Source organism: Methanocalculus natronophilus (assembly GCF_038751955.1).
Taxonomy (GTDB): Archaea; Halobacteriota; Methanomicrobia; order Methanomicrobiales; family Methanocorpusculaceae; genus Methanocalculus; species Methanocalculus natronophilus.
On sequence record NZ_JBCEXH010000004.1, the window covers coordinates 227,133 to 248,077 of the forward strand.

The 20,945-nt window shown below is 49.1% G+C and carries 22 protein-coding genes and 1 tRNA gene; 15 read left to right on the forward strand and 8 right to left on the reverse strand.

Annotated features, from left to right (window positions below):
* Positions 1-74 precede the first annotated feature (74 nt).
* From ABCO64_RS06690 to ABCO64_RS06700, 3 genes are all read left to right on the forward strand, one after another.
* A complete protein-coding gene (locus tag ABCO64_RS06690; RefSeq protein ID WP_253458684.1) occupies positions 75-1,019 on the forward strand; it encodes an ornithine cyclodeaminase family protein in 945 nt (314 codons plus the stop codon).
* 177 nt (positions 1,020-1,196) lie between these two features.
* Positions 1,197-2,981 (forward strand): aldehyde ferredoxin oxidoreductase family protein, encoded by a 1,785-nt coding sequence (locus tag ABCO64_RS06695; RefSeq protein WP_343089292.1) that lies wholly within the window; start codon positions 1,197-1,199, stop codon positions 2,979-2,981.
* Positions 2,982-3,089: 108 nt separating this feature from the next.
* Entirely contained in the window at positions 3,090-3,371 is a 282-nt protein-coding gene (locus ABCO64_RS06700; RefSeq protein ID WP_253458681.1) for a ubiquitin-like small modifier protein 1, read from the forward strand.
* Positions 3,372-3,404: 33 nt separating this feature from the next.
* Here the strand turns inward: ABCO64_RS06700 and ABCO64_RS06705 are convergent, their stop codons facing one another.
* Positions 3,405-4,724, reverse strand: a complete 1,320-nt coding sequence (locus ABCO64_RS06705; RefSeq protein WP_253458679.1) for an amidohydrolase — start codon at positions 4,722-4,724, stop codon at positions 3,405-3,407.
* A 5-nt stretch (positions 4,725-4,729) separates the two neighbouring features.
* Complete coding sequence (locus ABCO64_RS06710) at positions 4,730-5,425, reverse strand: MTAP family purine nucleoside phosphorylase (RefSeq protein WP_253458677.1); 696 nt, start codon at positions 5,423-5,425, stop codon at positions 4,730-4,732.
* Between the two features lie 447 nt (positions 5,426-5,872).
* Between ABCO64_RS06710 and ABCO64_RS06715 the strand changes: the two genes are divergently transcribed.
* The 3 genes from ABCO64_RS06715 to ABCO64_RS06720 all read left to right on the forward strand — a co-directional run bounded on the left by ABCO64_RS06715 (position 5,873) and on the right by ABCO64_RS06720 (position 7,611).
* Positions 5,873-6,673 carry a SurA N-terminal domain-containing protein gene (locus tag ABCO64_RS06715; protein ID WP_253458675.1) on the forward strand — a complete coding sequence of 267 codons (801 nt, stop codon included), beginning with the start codon at positions 5,873-5,875 and terminating at the stop codon, positions 6,671-6,673.
* Positions 6,674-6,773: 100 nt separating this feature from the next.
* Positions 6,774-6,848: a pirin-like C-terminal cupin domain-containing protein gene (locus tag ABCO64_RS10970; RefSeq protein WP_292615945.1), complete on the forward strand. Its 75-nt coding sequence runs from the start codon at positions 6,774-6,776 to the stop codon at positions 6,846-6,848.
* Between the two features lie 82 nt (positions 6,849-6,930).
* Entirely contained in the window at positions 6,931-7,611 is a 681-nt protein-coding gene (locus tag ABCO64_RS06720; RefSeq protein ID WP_253458673.1) for a GNAT family N-acetyltransferase, read from the forward strand.
* Between the two features lie 125 nt (positions 7,612-7,736).
* Here ABCO64_RS06720 and ABCO64_RS06725 read toward each other — a convergent pair whose 3' ends face one another.
* On the reverse strand, positions 7,737-7,943 hold the full coding sequence (locus tag ABCO64_RS06725) for a hypothetical protein (RefSeq protein WP_253458671.1): 207 nt from the start codon (positions 7,941-7,943) through the stop codon (positions 7,737-7,739).
* A gap of 488 nt (positions 7,944-8,431) precedes the next feature.
* Here ABCO64_RS06725 and ABCO64_RS06730 point away from each other — a divergent pair, with 488 nt between their 5' ends.
* Both ABCO64_RS06730 and ABCO64_RS06735 read left to right on the forward strand, forming a co-directional pair.
* Positions 8,432-9,583: a nicotinate phosphoribosyltransferase gene (locus ABCO64_RS06730; protein ID WP_343089293.1), complete on the forward strand. Its 1,152-nt coding sequence runs from the start codon at positions 8,432-8,434 to the stop codon at positions 9,581-9,583.
* A 196-nt stretch (positions 9,584-9,779) separates the two neighbouring features.
* Positions 9,780-9,851 (forward strand) — tRNA-Ala (locus ABCO64_RS06735).
* 166 nt (positions 9,852-10,017) lie between these two features.
* On the opposite strand, the gene ABCO64_RS06740 is transcribed toward ABCO64_RS06735, so the two are convergent.
* Positions 10,018-10,815, reverse strand: coding sequence for a nucleotidyltransferase domain-containing protein (locus ABCO64_RS06740; RefSeq protein WP_343089294.1), 798 nt, complete (start codon positions 10,813-10,815; stop codon positions 10,018-10,020).
* Positions 10,816-11,124: 309 nt separating this feature from the next.
* On the opposite strand from ABCO64_RS06740, the gene ABCO64_RS06745 reads away from it, so the two are divergent.
* Entirely contained in the window at positions 11,125-11,307 is a 183-nt protein-coding gene (locus tag ABCO64_RS06745; RefSeq protein WP_343089295.1) for a hypothetical protein, read from the forward strand.
* 141 nt (positions 11,308-11,448) lie between these two features.
* On the opposite strand, the gene ABCO64_RS06750 is transcribed toward ABCO64_RS06745, so the two are convergent.
* Together ABCO64_RS06750 and ABCO64_RS06755 are read right to left on the reverse strand one after the other, a co-directional pair.
* Positions 11,449-12,753, reverse strand: a complete 1,305-nt coding sequence (locus ABCO64_RS06750) for a type II restriction enzyme (protein WP_343089296.1) — start codon at positions 12,751-12,753, stop codon at positions 11,449-11,451.
* Between the two features lie 9 nt (positions 12,754-12,762).
* Complete coding sequence (locus ABCO64_RS06755) at positions 12,763-13,677, reverse strand: DNA adenine methylase (protein ID WP_343089297.1); 915 nt, start codon at positions 13,675-13,677, stop codon at positions 12,763-12,765.
* Between the two features lie 224 nt (positions 13,678-13,901).
* On the opposite strand from ABCO64_RS06755, the gene ABCO64_RS06760 reads away from it, so the two are divergent.
* Positions 13,902-14,852: a restriction endonuclease gene (locus tag ABCO64_RS06760; protein WP_343089298.1), complete on the forward strand. Its 951-nt coding sequence runs from the start codon at positions 13,902-13,904 to the stop codon at positions 14,850-14,852.
* A gap of 7 nt (positions 14,853-14,859) precedes the next feature.
* On the opposite strand, the gene ABCO64_RS06765 is transcribed toward ABCO64_RS06760, so the two are convergent.
* Positions 14,860-15,012: a hypothetical protein gene (locus tag ABCO64_RS06765; protein ID WP_343089299.1), complete on the reverse strand. Its 153-nt coding sequence runs from the start codon at positions 15,010-15,012 to the stop codon at positions 14,860-14,862.
* A gap of 1,178 nt (positions 15,013-16,190) precedes the next feature.
* Between ABCO64_RS06765 and ABCO64_RS06770 the strand changes: the two genes are divergently transcribed.
* From ABCO64_RS06770 to ABCO64_RS06790, 5 genes are all read left to right on the forward strand, one after another.
* Positions 16,191-16,313: a hypothetical protein gene (locus tag ABCO64_RS06770; RefSeq protein WP_343089300.1), complete on the forward strand. Its 123-nt coding sequence runs from the start codon at positions 16,191-16,193 to the stop codon at positions 16,311-16,313.
* Positions 16,314-16,452: 139 nt separating this feature from the next.
* Positions 16,453-17,796 carry a PQQ-dependent sugar dehydrogenase gene (locus tag ABCO64_RS06775; protein WP_343089301.1) on the forward strand — a complete coding sequence of 448 codons (1,344 nt, stop codon included), beginning with the start codon at positions 16,453-16,455 and terminating at the stop codon, positions 17,794-17,796.
* Between the two features lie 166 nt (positions 17,797-17,962).
* Positions 17,963-18,661 carry a LiaF transmembrane domain-containing protein gene (locus ABCO64_RS06780; protein WP_253458650.1) on the forward strand — a complete coding sequence of 233 codons (699 nt, stop codon included), beginning with the start codon at positions 17,963-17,965 and terminating at the stop codon, positions 18,659-18,661.
* A 227-nt stretch (positions 18,662-18,888) separates the two neighbouring features.
* The gene (locus ABCO64_RS06785; protein WP_253458648.1) at positions 18,889-19,599 is read left to right on the forward strand and encodes a hypothetical protein; all 711 of its coding nucleotides are present in this window, start codon (positions 18,889-18,891) and stop codon (positions 19,597-19,599) included.
* Positions 19,596-19,886, forward strand: coding sequence for a winged helix-turn-helix domain-containing protein (locus tag ABCO64_RS06790; protein WP_253458646.1), 291 nt, complete (start codon positions 19,596-19,598; stop codon positions 19,884-19,886). The genes ABCO64_RS06785 and ABCO64_RS06790 overlap by 4 nt, the downstream gene beginning before the upstream one ends.
* Before the next feature lie 270 nt (positions 19,887-20,156).
* On the opposite strand, the gene ABCO64_RS06795 is transcribed toward ABCO64_RS06790, so the two are convergent.
* Entirely contained in the window at positions 20,157-20,936 is a 780-nt protein-coding gene (locus ABCO64_RS06795; protein ID WP_253458644.1) for a class I SAM-dependent methyltransferase, read from the reverse strand.
* Positions 20,937-20,945: the final 9 nt, after the last annotated feature.

Consider the following 20,945-nt stretch of genomic DNA (forward strand, 5'->3'; position numbering starts at 1 on the left):
CTGCTATGAATTGTCTTGTTCCTTTATTTTTCAAAATCGGCAGACAAAAGTAGCCTTCAATGAAATGATTTAGCATGAAATATTATCCTGACAGTCACTCACTCCTTACGTATGCTGAAGTAAACCTGGCAATCCGGGAGGTCTTTGCAGAGCATGGCAGAGGCAATGTCCAGATGCCGTCCAAGATCTACATCACCTTTCCAGAGGGTGATTTCCGGACGATGCCCGCATCAATTCCTGGCATTGGTCTTGCAGGGGTGAAGATAGTCTCGGTTCACCCGGAGAATCCATCCCGCAACCTTCCGACAGTGATGGCAACCACGCTCCTGATTGATCCGGAAACCGGGTTTCCAACTGCGTTTATCAATGCAACCGCCCTGACCGATATGAGAACAGGAGCTGGCGGTGCTGTTGCTGTGACCCATCTTGCAGCCCAATCTTCCCGCCCGCTCACCCTTGGATTTGTTGGTGCCGGCAGGCAGGCGCATGCCCAGCTCCAGGCAATTGCAGAGGACGCTGCTCTTGAGAAAATTCTTGTCTGGAGCAGGAAGGAGAAGACCAGGGAGGCTTTTGCCGCACAGTACCCCGCATATGAGAGTATCCCCGTTGATACTGTTGAGAAGGCCTGTGACTGCGATATCCTGATTACAACAACGCCGTCCCGTGAGCCATTGATTCGCTCCGACTGGATACGGACCGGTACCCATATCAATGCAATCGGTGCCGACGCACCCGGCAAACAGGAGCTTGATCCGGCGCTTCTGCTTCGATCTGAGGTATTCATCGATGACTATGAACAGGCGGTTCATTCAGGCGAAGTCAATGTCCCAATCAGCCAGGGGGTATACAGTCCTGATCAGATCAGCGGGACACTCGGCGAGGTGGTGATTCAGAAGAAGAAGCGGTCGTCACCTGATGCGATCACGATCTTTGACTCAACCGGCCTTGCAATCCAGGATCTGGCGATAGCAAGGCTTGTTGTTGATAAGATGGAAGGAACTGAGCTTTTGTTTCCCTGATCTGACCTGGTTATTCTCTCTCTTTAAAATCAGGTGGGCCTGTCGGTTTTCCGTCTCCGAAGAATATATTAACGTGGTTAACTTAAATCGAGCAATGGATGCCTGGTCAGGTGTCCAAACGGGTGGGTTAAAGAACTGAGTCGTTTTCCCATCCTTTCGTACCAGGAGGTTTTGGTTATGACACAGATGGATGGATATGCAGGAAAGATTCCGTATGTCGATCTCACCAGAGGCACGATCGATATACAGGAAACGCCGGCCGATCTCAAGAGGGATTACCTCGGTGGCCGTGGATTTGGAACAAAGATCATCTCAGACAGGATGGATCCCCTTGTTGATCCACTCTCACCTGAGAATGTCTTCGTCCTGGCATCAGGGCCAACAACCGGAACCGGTATTCCTCTTGGTAGCCGGTACGAGGTGAGCACGAAATCTCCACTCAACAACACGCTGATGTCCGCAAATAGTGGTGGAACATTTGGATGGAAGATCAAGAAGGCCGGATTTGATGCTGTTGTCTTCGAAGGACGATCTGAGAAGCCGGTCTATCTCTACCTCAATGAAGGTGCAGCTGAACTGCGTGATGCCTCCTCCTACTGGGGGATGGATGTCCATGAGACAACCGACGCATTACTTGCAGATCTTGATGATACAAAGGCGAAGGTCGCCTGTATTGGTCCTGCAGGAGAGACGAAGAGCCTTCTTGCCTGTGTGATGAATGATCGCGATCGTGCTGCAGGCAGGGGTGGTGCCGGGGCAGTACTCGGCTCAAAGAATCTCAAAGCCATCGTTGCCACCGGGAATCTCAGGATCGATGAGGGTGATAAAGACCGGCTAAATGCGGTGAAGGAGCGGATCAGAACAAAGCTCCAGGAGAATGGTATATGTGAGGCCCTCACCACCTATGGAACAGCTGTTCTTGTCAATATCATCAATGAAAATTATATCCTCCCGACAAAGAATTTCCAGACCGCATATTTTGAGAAGGCAGAGAATATCTCTGGTGAGCGGATGGCAGAGACCATCCTGAAGAAGAACTCGGGTTGTTATGCATGTATTGTGAAGTGTTCCCGTGTCTGTGAGGTTGACGGCGTTGTGAATGAAGGGCCTGAGTATGAACCGATCTGGGCATTTGGTGCGAACCTGGGTATTGATGATCTCAACGTCATTACCAGGGCTGCATGGGAGTGCAACAAGCTCGGGCTGGATGCAATCGGCACCCCGACAACGATTGCCTGTGCCATGGAGATGCGGGAGAAGGGCTATATCAATGAAGGACCGACATTTGGCGAATCCGCGGGTATCGTTGATCTGGTCAGGCAGATTGGCCGCCGTGAAGGGTTTGGCGCTGAGCTGACGGATGGTTCATATCGATTTGCAGAACGGCACGGCCATCCCGAACTCTCAATGAGTGTCAAGAAACAGGATCTGCCTGCCTATGATCCACGCGGCCTGCAGGGACATGGCCTCTCCTATGCGACATCGAACCGGGGCGGCGATCATGTCTATGGATACCTGGTTGCGCCTGAGGTGCTTGGTGCTCCTGAGAAACTTGATCCGTATGTTAATGAGGGAAAAGCTGCGTGGGTACAGATCTTCCAGGATCTCTCGGCTGCAATTGATGCATCCGGTATGTGTCTCTTCAGTTCATTTGCCCTTGATGCCACAGATTATGCGGACCTGACAGCTGCAACAATGGGAACGGACCTTGATGCAGCAGGCTTCCTCAAAATTGGAGAGCGGATCTGGAATCTTCAGAAACTCTTCAATATCAAGGTCGGCTATACAAAAGCAGATGATACCCTGCCCAAACGCCTTCTCTCAGAGCCGCTTCAGGAGGGCGGTCCAAAGGGCCGGGTCTGGGAGCCTGAACCACTTCTCAGCGAGTATTACAGCATTCGCGGATGGGATGCTGAAGGTGTACCGACAGAGGAGAAACTGCGAGAACTCGGCCTTCTCTGAACCGGAGAAGCCGTTTGCCTGTATCGTGAGGGCAGGCATCGGAGGCCGGATCGAACGAAAGGATACATGGACGTATGAATCCATGGAAAACTGAAGTGGAGGAGGGATATGCAGGTAACCGTCAAATCATTTGCCACGCTCAGGAATGTGATGGAATCCAGGCTCACCCAGGAGTTGAATGATGGCTCAACCCTATCTGATCTCCTTACCCTTCTTATGGAGCGGTATCCGGGGCTCCGGGACGAGATCTTTGAAGAGGGCAGCAGGGAGCTTCAGGATTATGTAAATATCCTGGTAAACGGCCGGAATATCAATTTTATCAACGGGCTTGATACCGAACTCAAAGACGGCGATCTCGTCGTCCTCTTCCCCCCGGCTGGTGGGGGGTAAAACAAAATTTTTTAAAAAATGAAAAACCTGGTTTCAGGCCTGATCCAGCAGCTCCTCTTCTCTTCGTTTCACAAGTGAGACTGCTGCTGCCTCTGCCCCGGCAAGGATTGCGTCTTCTCCTGGGATCTCGCGGTCATGCATCAGGACTGCTCCGTCACAGATGACGGTCCTCACCGCATTGCCGCCGCAGGCATAGACGATGTTTGAGAGCGGGTTGTGGAATGGTGCCTGGCAGATGGCATTCCTGTCCACCAGGATGATGTCGGCAGCAAACCCGGGTGAGATTATTCCGCCGCCGGTTCTGAGTGCGGCTGCCCCGTTTCGTGCTGCGATATCAACTGCCTCGGCAGCCGGGAGGATTGTCGGATCCCTGGTGCTGAACTTCTGAAGGAGCGCTGCGATCTTCATCTCCTCGAAGAGATCGAGGTTATTGTTTGAGGCACACCCGTCGGTTCCGAGGGTGATGGGTGCGCCCGCATCCAACAGGGCCTGGTACGGTATTGCCCGGCCGCCTGCGAGCTTCATGTTGCTTGCCGGGTTATGGGATGCTGCGGTACCGCGACGTCCAAGGAGTTCGCATTCGGCCTCATCAAGGTAGCAGCAGTGGGCGGCGACGGTGCGGTCCGTCAGGATGCCGCTTGTGTCCAGGTAAGCTGCCGGGGTGGCATTGTTGTTTTTGATGCAGTCATCAAGCTCCTGCTGCGTCTCAGAGAGGTGGATATGGATACCGCTGTCGTGTTCGTTTGCGTAACTGGCACACCATGACAGCCCCTCAGGCGAGACGGTGTAAAGGGCGTGTGGGCCTGTTGCAAAGGTTAGTTTAGGGTTGTTCCGGGATTTGAGGTTTTTATGGAATTCTGTTGTTGCCCTGATCTCGGCTTCACGTTTCTCTTCGGTGAAGAGGTCGATGAAGCCATGGGCAAGGCATGCCCGCATCCCTGACTCTTCAACCGCGTCTGCTGCCCGGTCCATGTGGAAGTACATGTCATTGAAGGCGACTGTTCCCGACTTGATCATCTCAAGGCATGCAAGCCGGGTGCCCCAGTAGACATCATCTCCGGTGAGATGGGCTTCAAGCGGCCAGATCTTTTCAGATAGCCATTCGAAGAGGATCATGTCATCTGCATAGCCCCGCAGGAGGCTCATTGCAGCATGGGTGTGGGTGTTGACAAGGCCGGGGAGGATGATGTCGCCCCCTGCATCGATCTCGATCTCAGCGGTGTTTTTATACCGGGATCGGATCCCTTCGCCGACTGCCTGGATTATTCCCCCTTCAATGTAGATGTCGGTCTTCTGGCAGTCCAGGTTTGCATCCCGGATCAGAATTGTTGTCTGCTTGTTGTATGGTATCATGGCAATCAAAACTCCTGTACAATTTTTTCCAGAATCTTACTTGTTCTGCCTGCTCCTTCTTTTGAAGCGCGAACAATTGTCTCGTAGCTGATTGTTTCATCGCCTATGCCGTTTGCGTAGTTGTCAACTGTGCAGATGGCTGCGATTCTCATGCCCAGTTCTGCTGCAAGTGTTGCCTCGCTTGCAACTGTCATACCGACCATGTCGGCAATCTTTGCCAGTGCACGGACTTCTGCCGGGGTCTCGAACCGGGGACCGATCGTCTGGATGTAGGTTCCGCCGATCTTCACATCAGGGTGTGTTGTGCTGAGTTTCAGGATCAGCTCGTGGTCCAGTCCTGGCATGACATGGGTGATGGTGGTGTCATGGAATGTCGGGATCCCGCTCATGCTGATGAAGTCCTGTGGGATAAGTACTGATCCCGGGTGATGGTCCACTTTCAGTGATCCGACCGATCCAAATGCCACGATCCGGTCAACTCCGAGAATTCTGAGTGCTGCCAGGTGTGCCCGGTGGTTGATCCGGTGTGGTGGCAGTGTGTTCTGATGACGTGGCACCAGGCAGAAATCGCCGCAATGGACGACTGCTTTGCCATAGGGTGTCGGGATGATCTTCTCCTCAAGTGGCGGAAGGTCTGCAAAAAGGAGGCTTGTTCCTCCGATGATCCCTAAACATGGTTCACGCTCCGGGTATGTGGGCATCACGAGAAGTGTTTTACTTCAGGATTATTGAAGGAGATGGTTTGGCCTTTGTTGTGGGTATGCAGGCATCATCTCTGCGCCATGGACTGTTACCAGAAACCTTTTGGTGGGCGGGCTCAAACGCAAAATAAACCCATGTGGTTGAGTAAACCAGGATAAACCGGATGTTGCCGGGTTTGGAGAGCGCAGGACGCATCACTCTGTGTGATGTTTGCTCCTGGCATGTGGCTGGGTATACCCGGATATGGGTTGTATCCATCCCCGCTTTTGATTCCCCGGTGCCGGTCTGACTGTGGTTTATCATACAGGCTCCTGGGTTGCTCATGACGGTTCTGCCTGTGGAGTACAGCAGCATTTTGTTCATGAGGAGATGGTATGCCAGGGTATTGCTATGCAGTATTTTGGTATCCAATGTGAGATTATACAGGTTCGAGGTTGAGTGAAGAGATGATGAAGAGAGTACTGATAGTATGTCTGGCGGCTTTTTTCCTGCTGGCAGGAGCTTTTACTGCCGGATGCACAGGTGAAGAGCCGGTACCTGGTGAAGAACCGATACCGATTGGCGATCCCGGAGATATGGATGATCCGGGTGGAGTGATGGACCCAACTGCACCTGAAGAGAATGGGTTTGAAGAGGCCCGTCCCCATCTTGAACAGCAGCTCATGATGGAGACCGAGCAGCGCCTGATTGATGAACATCTGCAAACACTCATGGCTGAAGCCGATATTGAGCAGGATGACGCTGCTATCGCCGATGGTGCTGATGATGCAGCTATTGCTGTTGTAAATGGTGAGGAGATCCAGAGAAGTGCCATGGTCGCTGCCGAGGAGCAGGAGCTGGAACAGCTCAGGATGATGGGTTTTGACACGGATGCCGGGGAGAACCAGGAGATGATGCAGATGCTCCGGTTACAGGTTGTTGATAATCTCATTGCCACAACGCTTGTCTCCCAGAAGGCAGCAGATGCGGGTATTGCGGTGACTGACGAGGATGTACAGGACGAGTATCAGCAGCTCGCAGCACAGTTTGGCGGGGAAGAGCAGCTGAACACGGAGCTTGAGCAGGCTGGGATGACGAAAGAGGATCTACAAAGCGATATCAAAACACAGCTTCCAATAAACCGGTACCTGGATATGTACCTTGAGGAAAACCTTGATGCCGGGATGCTGGACTTCTCTGAGGAGGAGTTACGGGCACTCTACGAGCAGCAGCAACAGCAGGCTGGATTTGAAGCTGTAGAGGCATAAGAAGCTTCAGCCTTTGATATTTTCTTCTTTTTTTCTCTAAAAAAGTTTCTGCTGCCGTTTTGCTGCACATTCTCTCTCAGTCTCCCTTCGGGGTGGGCCGATTGTTATGAATACAGATGCCGAGGTGAGGCAGGCTCTTGCTGAATACCGGAACGGGACCTTCATCAGGGGGTGAGGGCTTTATCACGTCTCTTGCGAACATATGAAGGCGCAGGTGTGCTCTGGCTTTTCTACGAGCACGAGCAGGAGCACTATTTATGACGGGAGAGCATAATCCGATTGCAAATGGAATCGCAATAGACCGTTTTCTGGTCCATGATTTCGATTCTTTTGTACCATTCTATATCGATATCTTTTATGATCGTGAGCCATTGGGGCAGTGCATCGGCTTAAGCCGGGAGCAGATGGATTTTATCACCCGGACCCTCTATGGCAGGGGGAGCAACTTCCTCTCCCAGAGGCTCAGCTGGATTGCGAGGGATTGCAGCCAGGAGAACCGTCCTGTCGGCATCATCGCCTGTGATGATCCGGTTGCGACAGGGGAACTCCAGATGTCTGAGGATCTCAACAGCCAGGACTTAGAGCGGATTTCTGTTGCGATGGCTCTGCTGGAAGAGATTAGCCGCCCGATGCAGGAGATCTTCGCACAGGGGGAGGGCGTATGCATGCATGTTGCTGCGGTCGGGGTTGCACCGGAGTATCAGGGTGCAGGTATTGCAACACGCCTTCTCCAGACTGCCCTGTCAGAGGCCAAAAAACGTGGTTTTCGTGTTGCGGTTGCTGAATGCACAAGCCCCGGATCCAGGATGCTTTTTGAGAAGGCCGGGTTTGCCCGTATTCATGCTCTTTCTGTGAGCGAGTTTGAAATCCAGGGAAGACGGCCGCTGCCTGACTGCAACCTTGAGATCCACCTGATGCAGAAGATCCTTGATGAGTGAGTGGACTGCTGATTCCTGATGTGTAATGGCAGCTTCCGTGTGCGTTCTCGTGCAATTGATGTCCAGATGGTCTCCTGCCCCGGTTTTCTTCCCATGCCCCGCCGTGCGTTTCGATCTGCTGAAGCCTATCTTTGCCTGAAGATCCTGATGGCGGGCGGTATTGCTGCTGCGATGAAGATGAGTGCATACCAGTACCAGTCAAGGGCAAGGATCGGCTCCCAGAGCTTTGCCACCATGAGCGCAAAGGCAAAGACGCTGAGTTTCACGAGCCCCATCTCTATCCAGCCGAGCTGCTGCACCCGCTCATCGGCCCAGGATTTAAAATCTGCCATTTTTCTTCTCCTGCCTCATTGATGAGGCATATGGATGGCATGACTTTTCCGGTACAAAAAGCTATCGCCTGCCATGCGTGATCCGAGCTCTCTCTTGTTCATATGGCAAAAAAGGTTTAAAATGGGTTTTATTTGTTCTTTTTTTATTACTCTGATGATTTTCATGGGCTGATATGATGCATACACTTAACTGCTGTGAACGATAATTGCCATATCAGGGGAGGTGTTGTGCTCCTGTTGCCTTTGAGGCTGATGGTTTTGGTCACCTTCACCATCAGACGGGGCAGGCTTTTCCCCTGTTTCTGATTGAGGCTTTTTTGGATTTCTGGAGCTTATCTGTCTTTTCCGGCGGATGTGTATTGCCATTTACTGATGTGGTGGTACATTCGTCACCAATTGGGTGGTGATTCCAACTCACAGTGCACTTCTGCTATCTCCAGGGCACTTCTTCGCAATCTTTCTATCCCTGGAGGGTTGATCTGTATTCTATGAGCCGGTTTGGGAGCCTTGAACCTGACCTGATACAGAACGGCGGGTGTACTGATGTCTATTTTCTCCGCTCGCAGGCGGTGCTTGAGAAGGCGGGGGTAAATCCCCATGTGGTGCTGGAGGTATCAGTTGCCTCGCTTCCGTCCGGGTTTGGCATCCTGGCGGGGCTTGACTCGGTACTTGAGCTTTTTTCCGGAAAGCCGGTCACTGTTTCTTCCCTTCCTGAGGGCTCCATCTTCTTTGAGGGCGAGCCGGTGATGGTTATCGAGGGGTTCTACCAGGATATTGCCCGGTTTGAGACCGCGCTTCTCGGCTTCCTCTGCCATGCTTCGGGGATTGCAACGGCTGCTGCCCATGTCGTCTCGCTTGCAGCGGGGCGGCCGGTCTATTCGTTTGGCTCACGACGCCAGCACCCGGCGATTGCCCCCATGATCGAGCGGGCCGCCTGGATTGGGGGTGTTGCCGGGGTGAGCAACACGGCCGCCCCCGACGGGATACCGCTTGCAGGAACAATGCCCCACGCCTTCGTCCTCTCCTTTGATACTCCCGAATCGGCGTGGGCGGCATTCGCGGAATATGCCGATCCTGATGTGCCCCGGATCATGCTCTGCGATACGCTTTCTGATGAGAAGGCCGAGGCCCTTGCTGCTGCCCGGATCGGCTGCTCGGCGGTCCGGCTCGATACTCCGCGGTCCCGCCGGGGCGATATCCGCTCCATCATCGACGAGGTCAGGTGGGAACTCGACACCCACGGCTACCAGGATGTCCAAATCTTTCTCTCCGGCGGCGTCACTGCACCTGATGTCGCAGCCCTTGCTGATATTGTTGATGCGTTTGGGGTTGGCGGCGCCATTGCGAATGCCCCCGTCATCGACTTCTCAGCAGATATTGTTGAGAAGAACACCCTGGCAATCGCCAAGCGAGGCCGACGGAGCGGCCGGAAACAGGTGTGGCGCCTCCAAAACGGCAGCCGCCGCATCCTCCCCTTCACAGAGGCACCCCCCACCGGGGCGGCCCCCCTCCTCAGAGAGGTCATCCGGGCCGGCCGCCCGGTTGTCACCGTCAGCACGGAGGAATCCCGGCGGCGGGCGGCAGAGGAGATGCAAGAGATGCGAAGGATGGGTGAGATGCGAATAAAGGGAGAGATGTGAAGGGTGGAAGAGATGTGAAGGACGGAAGAGATGCGAGGGATGGGAAAGCCGCGAAGAACGTGGGGGTGTGGAAGATGGAGGAGATGCGAAGGATGGAGGGGGTTTGCACAGGTGCTTCCCTCGCCGTTATCGCCCCCTCGGGGCTGGCAAATAAACAATCTATTTATGCGACTCCTGCAAATAGTATAAGGTCAGTGGGCCGATAGATCAGGGGGAGATCGCTACCTTGGCATGGTAGAGGCCGCGGGTTCAAATCCCGCTCGGTCCATGTTGTTTTAGTATTTCTTCGTTTTATCGGTGGCTATTCTCAATAAAAACCAGAAAATCCCCGGCAAATTCAACAGAGAAGGATGCTTCCTCGAATTCAGCTAGAAATCCGCCATATTGTATATTGTGCCTTGAGAGCCTGAGTTTATCAAATGTCTTCAGTAATTTCATAGCTCGGCTCCAAAGAGAAGTATGTGGTTTTCAAGAACGCTTTGTACAAAAGGATCGCCTTCTTTTTTCTTCCTTTCAAATCGATACCATGGAATGACGGTGAGCTGTATTGGCCTTCCAATCTTCTCCTGAATGCTGAGGATCTTATCCTTATCCACATGGTCTACTTCACCAATGACAAGGATATCCAGATCACTTGTATCATTGAATGTGCCTGATGCAGCACTCCCGTACAATGCAACCGATATTATATTCGGAGATCCCCCATGATCAGATACCGGATATGTGGATTCATCATTCTCCGAGACGACATTTATTTCAGTTCTTCTGGCGTTATCACCGGACATATCTCTGGAAACATGCTCAGCAGTATCTTTTTCTCTCTCTCCGGAATCATCTCCGAAAAACTCCCTGGAAACCTCCCCGGAACCCTCCCCGGAACTCTCCCCGGAACTCTCCCCGGAACTCTCCCCGGAACTCTCCCCGGAAAAATCCTTGGAAATCTCCCTGGCAATCTCCTCAATACCGTATTCATTCAGGAGAAGGAGTATGGCACACTTTTTTAACTCCTTTACCAGTGGCTTTTCGTTATTAAGGATGATCTGGTGGGCAGTTCCGATTCTATGTATGGTAACAATCCCGGCCTTCTGGAATAGATTGGCATATCGCAATACTGTTGATGGAGAGATGCCCAGCTCCCGGGCCAGCTCATTGATATGAAGCCTGGAATCAGGATTCATCAAATGCCACTTCAGGATTTTGTTACCGGCAAAGGTATTGAACTCAGGAATCATTCGATGTAGAGAATTATCGTTCTATGTATAAAATGATTGTTCTATGGGTTGGATGGTGGGTGGATGATAGGGGTGAAAAAGAGAATGAAATGAGTTTAATGTGGTATCGATTGATAGATGATTTGGTCTGTTGCCTGCTCTTGTTATGGATAGGCGAATACAGATATATGGGGATATTGAATTTTTAACCTGACCAAATAGGGAACAGTGAACCGACGTTGACAGACGTTGACATAATAAGATGGATCAGTTTAGATGAGCCAAGTGGATCAAAATTATATGAGCGAAAACAGTTGCTAGGGAAAGAGTATGAAAAATACTATTTGTGAAAGAGGACATGCGGAAAGTGGGTTCTATCATCTCTTCAGGCGTGTCCGGCAGATTGAAGAAGAGACTGATACAGGGTTTGAATGCCGGATTATGAACTATATAGGTGAATTACAGGATATAACGCGGCTGTTTGGGCTGAGGGTGGAAAAATATTATGCGTGAAAAATTAGCTGCCGAATGAGGGTTATAATATAGGGATTACATATATAAAGATCTTTTGGTCTATTCGAACTCACTTTTAAATTTTGAAAGAATAGAGAAGACTTGGTATGATTATGTGCACTAAAATATCAGGAGTTTAGGTTATACAAAATTCACATTCACCGAAATCCATTTCATCCAGGCTTTTACTGTTGAGGCCCTTCTTTTTGATGTAACAAGATTATATCTTGGATTATTCTCTTTGATAATCCGTGCAAGATCGGTCGAATCGATATCCTTTGGATTGAAGCCGGATTCACTTAATAATTGTATTGCAGATCGAAATGATGGTCGCTTTAATAATTGAATGATGAATAGCCGGTTACGACATCTACGATTTGAACAACGCTTAATTTCCTTTCCATAATCCGTTAAAAGGAAAGAACTGGTATTATTTCGATCCCGTTGGAGAAAGTCAAGATAAACTGCGGCATTTGCATAATAGTCGCCCTGTCGCTCATCAAAATCAAAATATTCAGATATTTGATCCTTGGTTTTCAAATCTTCACCATACAATGTGATGATGTCAATAATCTTATCAACATCATTTGCTTGAGGAAAAGGAATTGATTCATGTTCAAAGGCATCTACTGGCACTGAATTAATGTATTCCTCCAGATTTACGTCTAATTTCGGATCTTCATTAATTGAGAATGATCGCAGTTCTGTGATCTCAAGGTCGCCAAAACGCTTCCCAAACTTAAATTTTGAGAGATAAAAGATTCCATTTGAATAGACAAAGAATATTGGAATTATTGGTTTGTTAGTTTTTTCTGACCACTCTTTCCATGGATAGTAGAGTTGCCGAATATGGAAATCGTCCCGCTTTCCAATCTTAGCCTCTATTAGATAAATACCATTCTGCCCCTCATAACCGGAATCAACTTCTATTTGTACTCCATCAACGACGATTTGAGTGTTGCTTTCAGGTAAATGTAATGAAAAAATACCTGAATGAAGCCTACCCCTTATTGTAAGATGTAAATACGACTCATTAGTGAACTTTTTCAAAAGGGATGCAATATTTGCATAATCAATTGCCTGGAATTCGCTGGAGATTGAACCAATTTGTAGGGTTTCAATGGTATCCGACTCAGGAGATGGATCATATAATTCCCAGGGTACTTCATCAAAGATGTTTTTGTATTGGAAGTATGATTTTATTTCACCATCTTTATAAATGACATATTCTCCATTTTTAATAGGAAGGATGGATAAATGTTGCTTTTTAAATATTTCTGGTCGTGATTGAATTGTATCATGCTTAGCTAGTAGACGAGGCTCTCTCCCCCCAATCTCCTTTAGGTTTGTTGCAGAAATCTCAACGTATCCATTAGCTTCAATAGTATCGAGTAAATTTAGGGTTTGAAAAACCTGATTCCATGCCTTATTCATTTTTGTGGTCATAAAAATCGATCAGTAGTTCATTACGATAATTTCATTGATTTCTCCTCGCTTACTTGCATCGGAGTTGATCATCCTTCTGGCTGGTACCCGCTCAATGGTATATTGAGCATAGAGCTCATCAAAAAAATTATCCTCTGGATTAATATTTTTTGGGTCTGAGTTGCTTAGCATCAGTTTAGCTTTCTTTCTATCGCATTTTGTAAAGAATTCTGCTAGTCTCTTCTGCTCTGAGTCATCAAATCCATTCTTGGAATAGTTGGTAAATGATGCAGTTGAACTCAGAGGTCGATAAGGAGGATCAAAATAAACAAATGAATATTCAGTGATATATCTGGATGACTTTGTAAAATCGCCAAGATGAATCCTAGTATTTTGCAGAATCTCAGAATCAGCTCTTAATATATCAGGGTGAACGATTTTTGGGTTTTTATAGCTGCCATATGGAACATTAAAATCTCCTTTTGCATTCACTCTGAATAAGCCATTGAAACAGGTTTTATTTAAAAAAATTAAATCGCCTGCTCTTGGAATCCATGATTTGCTATACCTTTTATAATTAAAATCGGGTTTTACTTTGTTAAATTCTGTCCGAACCGAATAATAATACTCTTTTCTTCCATCATCATCTTTTGATATGAATTCCTCAGTGATTCCACAGAGATAATCTATTAGATCTTCAACATTACGTTTAACTACATTATATGCGAGAATCAACTCTTCATTAATATCAAAGATGTGGCATTCTTCAAATGAAAACATTTCATTAAAGCAAAAATAAACTGCCCCTCCACCAATGAATGGCTCAATAAATGTGGATATCTCGCCATTTTTAAGTTCTTTGGGAACTCTTTTGACAAATTCCTCTCGCAATTGGGTTTTTCCCCCTGCCCATTTGAGGAACGGCTTTGCATTGGTTTCTGGCATATTGTAGCACTTTAGTTTTGTTCTTTGTCAATTTACACTCTTTCGTTGTACAAAATTTTAAATCCATTGCATTCAAGCTCTAGATCCTGTTCCAATAGGTTACTTTGATCTCTATTGTATTAGGCTTCGTAGATATTTTAAGGAGTACCTACAGGTGGTGAAAGTGAAATGATAGAAAATGAAATCAAATTGGTCCGATCTTCAAAAGTTTTATCGCACCGAACTTGATAAAGAATGACCAGGAAGGAGATGATACCATGCCCGTGCCTGATTTTCAATCATTGATGCTGCCCGTGCTGAAATGTGTCGCAGACGGAAGGGAGCATACTACCAAAGAAGTTCGCCAGATGATGGCAGAGAGACTGAAGCTCTCAGATGAAGATCTCGCAGAACTTCTTCCAAGCGGTAACCAGTCAACCTTTGATAACAGGGCCGGGTGGGCGATGACCTATTTAAAGAAATCCGGCTTGCTTAAAAGTCCAAAACGTGCGATCGTGAGGATTACCGACCGCGGCAAAGAGGTTTTGCAACAGAATCCAGAAAAAATTGATATGAAGTTCCTCGAACAATACGAAGAATACCAGGAATTCAAGGCGCTTCGCCATGATAAAAGCAGGACTGTGCCCGTAACCGGTAAAGATACTTCCTCCCCCGATTTAACCCCTGAAGAAACTCTAGAAAACAGCTACCAGGACCTCCGCAACCAGCTCGCCGATGAGCTCCTGGAGCGAGTCAAACAATGTCCGCCCGAGTTTTTTGAGAAACTTGTGGTGCATCTTCTCGTTGCAATGGGCTATGGAGGATCACGGAGCGATGCAGGCCGGGCGGTTGGAAAGAGTGGCGATGGCGGTATCGACGGGATTATCAAAGAAGATAGGCTGGGTCTTGATGTTGTAAATATCCAGGCAAAACGGTGGCAGAACACGGTTGGCAGGCCGGATATCCAGGCATTTGTTGGAAGTCTGGCCGGGAGCAGGGCAAAGAAAGGTGTCTTCATTACAACATCGCAATTCTCTGGAGAGGCGCGTGATTATGTCAATTTCATCGAGCAGAAGGTGGTGCTCATTGATGGTGAGCAGCTTGCCCAGCTAATGATCGATTTCGATATTGGCGTTTCGAAAGAAGCAGAATATGTGGTCAAAAAGATCGATTTTGACTATTTTGAGGGGAATTAGCTCCATGTCATATTCTTCGTAATGCATACCTGTCCTTGCTCATTAAGTCAGATCGTACAATTTTTTTGTCATCCTCGGACACGGCATACCGCTCTGCCTGGGTGCGCATGTTCTGCGGTCTGAGCGTCAGCCGCTTTGCCTCAACGATGCCAAGGATCACGCCATCAACGACAAGGGCATTACCCCCCTCTTCATTTCACCATTTCGAAAGTGCCTGTAGTTTATTCTTTTGGCTGAAGTCGTGGGAATATTTATACCAATTTAAATACATTCACACAAACGACTTTTGCCACAGATCGACGAGTATATCGGTTCAATCCTATCAGGAAAAGCGCATCTTTATCCAATGTGAACACTTCCTCGATCAAAGAGTGAATATCATAGATGTCGTCTGTCACTTTAAGACACTCCTTGGGATTCTCGATCCACATCGAGAAATACAACGAGATTTGTGGAGAAGGCACCTACGCAATATTGCCGATTATCAAATAGTGGAGTGTTACAGAATAGGTAGGATGTGTTGATATGGACGTGTTAGTTATGGACGTGTTGAAATGCCATTATTTCCAGTCCAAGAAATGACCGTGTCCTGGATCAACTCTCTCTCTCTCTCTCTCTCTCTCTCTCTCTCTCTTGTACAGGTATTAATATAATTAATATTAGCGTTAATATAAGTAGCTCTTTTCCCCCCCACCCATACACACCATTTACACAGTCAAAGTCGATTTTCGATTGTTGCTGAATTATCGACTGTATATAACCCAATTGGATTGATGATCCGGCTATTCATGCTGGTCCAAATCAGATGAACTGTCTAAAAAAGAGGGTACAAGAAACATCAGCCGCATATAACTTCTTCTGCATATAACTTCAGCCGAAACTAACATAAGAGGATATTTGAAATTAGCCTATTCGGAATAAGCCTATTAGAAATGAGCTGAGCAGAAATATACCTGGCATAATTGATGTGGCTGAATAGTTATACTTAAATAAGAACACTTCTATTTTTTACAATTGTCGAGCTACGAAACTCCACCACAACGGGTAGTGAAGTAGGCAATCGACACTGATACTAACTGCTTCCATTAACAGTTTCCATAATTGAAAGGTCTGGTAGAATGCCGTTTGGACTCCCGGGTGAGCGAACGGACAGGGAGCACCCGGACAAAAGCAGATGGGGCCTCGCCCATTTAGATGAACTCAGACAATACTGCCCGGGGGAAAGGTAGTATCAAGTAAACAGAAGGGATGGGTGAATGGGTAATGTGTACAGAATTGACTGGCGAACTACAGGGAAAGGCGATTGGCATGATAATTTCTGATTGTTTCGAAATCGGTATGAAACATGAAGCAACGAGCGAGATACCAGTCCACCTGCCGGGGATAGAAGGGGATGGGTCTGGACCCGGAATCGACGATGGCTGTTCTGGTATACCCGTTAACAAGGTGGCGAGGGCATGAGATCAGAACTACTCCTGGTGGGAATGGCACTTCTTCTCTTTATAGCCTTTGCAATCTGTCCTGTACAGGCACAGCCGCAAACAGAGAACACTGAGGTGCGGAATTTTGGCTTTGTGAACATGCCTTTCAACGTCATAAAATGTCGCTGGAGGGGCAGGAGCGGCAGCAGGTAGGCCTGGATCTTGTTGCCGAGGGATTCATCGGACCGGTCGGTCTCACTTCACCAGATGATGGAAGCGGGAGGCTCTTTGTGGTGGATCTGATCGGCGAGATCCGGATCATTGATGAGAACGGCACCCTGCTTGAGGAGCCTTTCCTGAATATCAGGGATCAGCTCGTCGAGCTGCGACTATCTTTCGATGAGCGCGGGCTGCTTGGTCTCGCATTCCATCCGGACTTCGCCGAGAGCGGCAGATTCTTTATCTACTACAGCGCCCCGCTCAGGGAAGGAGCGCCAGAGGGATGGGATCATACCAGCCGGATATCAGAATTCAATCTTCTGGCAGAAGATGAGAATCGTGCAGACCCCACATCCGAGCGGGTGATCCTGGAGGTCGACCAGCCACAGCTCAATCACAATTCCGGATCGATTGCCTTTGGCCCTGACGGCTATCTATACATACCTCTTGGCGATGGCGGTGGTGGCGGCGATGTCGGTAGAGGCCACCCACCGGAAGGCCACGGACAGAACACCACCACACTGCTTGGTAGCATTCTCCGGATAGATATCGATGGTGAGGAGCCCTATGAGATTCCGGACGACAACCCGTTTATCGGAGATGATGAGGTGCTGGATGAGATATATGCCTACGGACTGCGTAATCCCTGGCACATGACCTTTGATGCAGGCGGAAAGAACCATCTCTTTGCCGCCGATGTCGGGGAGGCCCTGTGGGAGTCAGTAAATATCATTGAAGAAGGCGGCAACTATGGCTGGAATCTCAAGGAGGGAAGTCATGCTTTCGATCCAGAGAACCCGTGGGAGTCTCCTGAAGAAGTGCCGGAAACAGGCTACCGCGGTGAGCCCCTGATCGATCCAATCATCGAGTATCCACATGCCAATCAGCCTGGTGGCCTTGGAATATCTATTATAGGCGGATATGTTTACCGTGGTACTGCCATTCTGGAATTCGAGGGACGCTACATCTTCGCGGACTGGAACAGGGCGGGTGGCGATGGCAATGGCCTCATCTTAATCGCAACCCCTCCTGAAGAGAATATCACAGAAAAAATGTGGGAGTTTACGGAACTCGTGCCGGTTCCCTACCAGGCAATTGGCGCCTACATCCTGGCAATCGGACAGGATGCAGACCATGAACTCTATATCCTGACCACTCAGAACAGCGGGCCGTCCGGAGAAACGGGCAGGGTCTACCGCCTCATTCCGCCTCCTGAAGATCCCGAACCGAGCCCGGCACCAGGATTTTGTTTGTTTGCGGCCCTTTTTGGAATTATTGTCGCATATACTATGCGAAAATGGTGATCAGCAGGGAATGGAGAAATGAATGGGGAATGAATAGGTGGAGTTTCAGTAAGGGAGCATTCCTGGTACACACATTTTTTTATCTTTTCGCCCCCACTATTCTTCCTCATAGCGCAACCAGATATTATCCTGACAGCGCAAACAGATCATACAACAGGTGCTTCCCATGCAACGCATCTCCTACCAGGTCATCATCGGGGCAATCCTCCTCATTCTCGGGGGATTGCTCCTCCTCAGGGCAACCGGTATCTATGATACCGGAGAGTTCCTTGTCTATGCACCGTCACTGATCGTCCTCTTTGCGGTAATCGCACTTTTCAAGAGCAGCTTTCAGTTCTTATCCGGGCCAGTCGTCCTGATCGTCATCTTCGGCACAATCCAGGCTGTTGCTCTTGATTATCTCTCCCCGGATGTCATCCTCCCCGTCATCATCATCGCAGTCGGTCTCGGCTTCATCTTCAACCGGGTGAGACGCCCATCAACTGGGGAATCAACTGATCAGGCAACTGATACGGTCGAGCTGATGGCAGTCCTCGGTGGTGTCGAGAGCAGGAGCATCTCGAAGAGCTTCAGAGGGGGTGAGATGCTCGCTATTTTTGGGGGTGTGGATCTCGACCTCCGGGATGCGGGCATCAGCGATCCGCCTGCAGAGATCCAGGTCTTCACCCTCTTTGGCGGCACCGAGATCCGGGTGCCCGAAGACTGGAATGTCCGGTTGAATGTCCTGCCGGTGCTCGGCTCAGCAGAGGATGAACGGCGGCGGCCAACATTTCCAGAAGATACTGGTGCAGAAAAAACGCGGGCTGGTCCAAATCTTGTCATCACCGGCTTTGTTGCATTCGGTGGCGTCTCGGTAATGGATTAACCAGGCGGGAGTGGAGCAGAAAGCCCCGGCCTTCAGGGTGGGGGGAGTTCACCGATCACAATCGTGCGAATCCCACCCTCCGGGATACCGGCACTCTTGCGTTCTTCCCTCAACCAGACTGGCCCTCTTGCCTGGTGAACGAATCTTCTCTCTTTCTGATACGTATCTTAGTTTCATGCCTTTTATTTGTGCAAGCCCAATATACTACTAAGCTGGTGAATACCACGATGGAAAAAACAGCATTCAAACAGTTCAGGAGCGAAGTCGGACACTTCTTCCGCGTCTCGGTCTTAAACATCGCCTTTGCCGCACTCCTGATGGCCTTTGGGCTTATGGTCGTCGTACGGGAAATCGTCTTCATCTATGAGACGTTTACAACAGAGATGGCAATTCTCTACAATCCAATCATCCTCGTTGTCGCAGTCTCTGCAATGGCAATCGGCTTCTCCTGGATTGTCATCAGTGCACGGATCTTTGAAGGTGTCGAGGAGATTAAGGATGAGGTTGCCAGCCTGGAAAAAAGTCAGGTTACGAAGAGAAAAGCAGTTGCCGGGTCGCCTGACGCAGCTCCTGAAGATGGAATACCTGAAGAGGATCTCACCCGGCTCATTGTTAGGATGCTCTCCCACTACCGGGACAACCATGCAACCATCAACTGGATGATCTATTTCTGCATGCTCGGCAGCGCAAGCATCTTCCTGCTTGGAACACTTGCAAGCCTTGAGTATTTCCAGGTCACGGCAACCAGCCTCACCTTCACAATCGGCCCGGACACCCTCCTGCTGCCGGCACTCCTGATCACTGTTGGAATTGCAGTTGTCAGCCTCATATCCTCAATCTACTTCTACCGGTTTTCAAAGGTCTGGGATGAGCGGATACATGAGATCGATTCCAAAGCAGATCTCCTGAAACAAACACTGGAGTCTGATCTGAAATGAGCGGAAAGCGGCCTGTCGGGAGAAGGACTGTCTATGAAATCTACTGGGAGATCCTGGTCTTCTGCAGAAAGCCGCAGTCCTTTACGGGCATCATCAACCGTTGCGACATCAACTCAAAAACCGGACAGGAGTATATCGCATTCCTGCTTGAACGGGGCTACCTCACTGAAGAGACGGATGGCACAAGGAAACGGTATCTCTCCACCGAGAGTGCCGGGGAGTATATTGCCCTCTTCAACTCCCTGTATCGGAAACTCTTTGATAGTGCTCCGGGCTTCAAACTATGATTCACAACAAAATAGTCTCTTTTTTGCCCATTCCAACTTCCGCAGGAAGAGATGAGCCATATTTTCCCGGCCTCTCTTCTCGTGACTTCCAAAAGAACAGAAAAACAAATTCGAAACAGAAGCTGAACACCACAGCCTGCAGCACCTATGGAATATAATCCCTAAAATCAGGCTGCTGCATTTGTACACGCATTTGTACACGGATGTTCGCAGAACAGGCTCCACATATTTGCACACTGGCGGGATCCAACCCATTTTTCCCATATCTGATTATTCCGGTTTCTCAAAAGAGACCATCCAGAACAGTGAATCCCAGAGCTCATATGTTTTGCAATTGAGCATGGAATCAGAAATCAGGTTCACCGGCGGATCATAGACTCCTGTCTCAGCCTTTGGCATAAAACTGCCAATGGGTGTCTTCTCCTGAAACGCTGCCGACTCATCAGAGAGATAGATCGATGCACCCGGTTTTGCAACCCGGATCATCTCCTGAATCGCAGCCTCCTTCTCATTAAAGAAGTTTATTCCACCGATATGGAAGACGACATCAAAGATACCGTCCTGAAACGGAAGTGTCTCTGCATTCCCCTGCACAAGCCCACTATCAATACCCCACTTCCTGCAGTTGTGCTGGCACTTTCGGAGCATCCCAAACGTGATGTCATTCCCAAAAAAGCGAGCAGAAACGCCGCTTCTGGCAAGGTTTCTTATCTGCTGGCCGGTGCCAACAGATGTCTCAAGGACAGCGTCACCATCTGTAATATCGATTATCCCGGCCAGTTCGTCAAGCCATTTTTGGATATTTCCAAGATTTGTTGCATACAGCAGATCGTAGAGGTGGCTGAACCAGGAATATCCCCGCTGCATCTTTTTATTCCACCCAAAGAGATCATCCTCTCTCAAAACAACCGGTATCCCGTCCCGGATGGGGAAACGCTCCCCTGTCTCACTATCTGCAACCCATGTTCCCTCAAATGCCAGGCTGTTTTTGGTTGCTGGATTTTGAAGCAGGGAGTAGAGCTCCTGCTGCCTTGTTTCAAAAGAATTCATCTCTCCCAT

Excerpts from the sequence above, each read along its gene's own strand:
- ABCO64_RS06690 (WP_253458684.1), top strand. The coding sequence starts at position 75 with ATGAAATATTATCCTGACAGTCACTCACTCCTTACGTATGCTGAAGTA.
- ABCO64_RS06695 (WP_343089292.1), top strand. The coding sequence starts at position 1,197 with ATGACACAGATGGATGGATATGCAGGAAAGATTCCGTATGTCGATCTC.
- ABCO64_RS06700 (WP_253458681.1), top strand. The coding sequence starts at position 3,090 with ATGCAGGTAACCGTCAAATCATTTGCCACGCTCAGGAATGTGATGGAA.
- ABCO64_RS06705 (WP_253458679.1), bottom strand. The coding sequence starts at position 4,724 with ATGATACCATACAACAAGCAGACAACAATTCTGATCCGGGATGCAAAC.
- ABCO64_RS06710 (WP_253458677.1), bottom strand. The coding sequence starts at position 5,425 with ATGCCCACATACCCGGAGCGTGAACCATGTTTAGGGATCATCGGAGGA.
- ABCO64_RS06715 (WP_253458675.1), top strand. The coding sequence starts at position 5,873 with ATGATGAAGAGAGTACTGATAGTATGTCTGGCGGCTTTTTTCCTGCTG.
- ABCO64_RS06720 (WP_253458673.1), top strand. The coding sequence starts at position 6,931 with ATGACGGGAGAGCATAATCCGATTGCAAATGGAATCGCAATAGACCGT.
- ABCO64_RS06725 (WP_253458671.1), bottom strand. The coding sequence starts at position 7,943 with ATGGCAGATTTTAAATCCTGGGCCGATGAGCGGGTGCAGCAGCTCGGC.
- ABCO64_RS06730 (WP_343089293.1), top strand. The coding sequence starts at position 8,432 with ATGAGCCGGTTTGGGAGCCTTGAACCTGACCTGATACAGAACGGCGGG.
- ABCO64_RS06740 (WP_343089294.1), bottom strand. The coding sequence starts at position 10,815 with ATGATTCCTGAGTTCAATACCTTTGCCGGTAACAAAATCCTGAAGTGG.
- ABCO64_RS06745 (WP_343089295.1), top strand. The coding sequence starts at position 11,125 with ATGAAAAATACTATTTGTGAAAGAGGACATGCGGAAAGTGGGTTCTAT.
- ABCO64_RS06750 (WP_343089296.1), bottom strand. The coding sequence starts at position 12,753 with ATGACCACAAAAATGAATAAGGCATGGAATCAGGTTTTTCAAACCCTA.
- ABCO64_RS06755 (WP_343089297.1), bottom strand. The coding sequence starts at position 13,677 with ATGCCAGAAACCAATGCAAAGCCGTTCCTCAAATGGGCAGGGGGAAAA.
- ABCO64_RS06770 (WP_343089300.1), top strand. The coding sequence starts at position 16,191 with ATGAAACATGAAGCAACGAGCGAGATACCAGTCCACCTGCCGGGGATA.
- ABCO64_RS06775 (WP_343089301.1), top strand. The coding sequence starts at position 16,453 with ATGTCGCTGGAGGGGCAGGAGCGGCAGCAGGTAGGCCTGGATCTTGTT.
- ABCO64_RS06780 (WP_253458650.1), top strand. The coding sequence starts at position 17,963 with ATGCAACGCATCTCCTACCAGGTCATCATCGGGGCAATCCTCCTCATT.
- ABCO64_RS06785 (WP_253458648.1), top strand. The coding sequence starts at position 18,889 with ATGGAAAAAACAGCATTCAAACAGTTCAGGAGCGAAGTCGGACACTTC.
- ABCO64_RS06790 (WP_253458646.1), top strand. The coding sequence starts at position 19,596 with ATGAGCGGAAAGCGGCCTGTCGGGAGAAGGACTGTCTATGAAATCTAC.
- ABCO64_RS06795 (WP_253458644.1), bottom strand. The coding sequence starts at position 20,936 with ATGAATTCTTTTGAAACAAGGCAGCAGGAGCTCTACTCCCTGCTTCAA.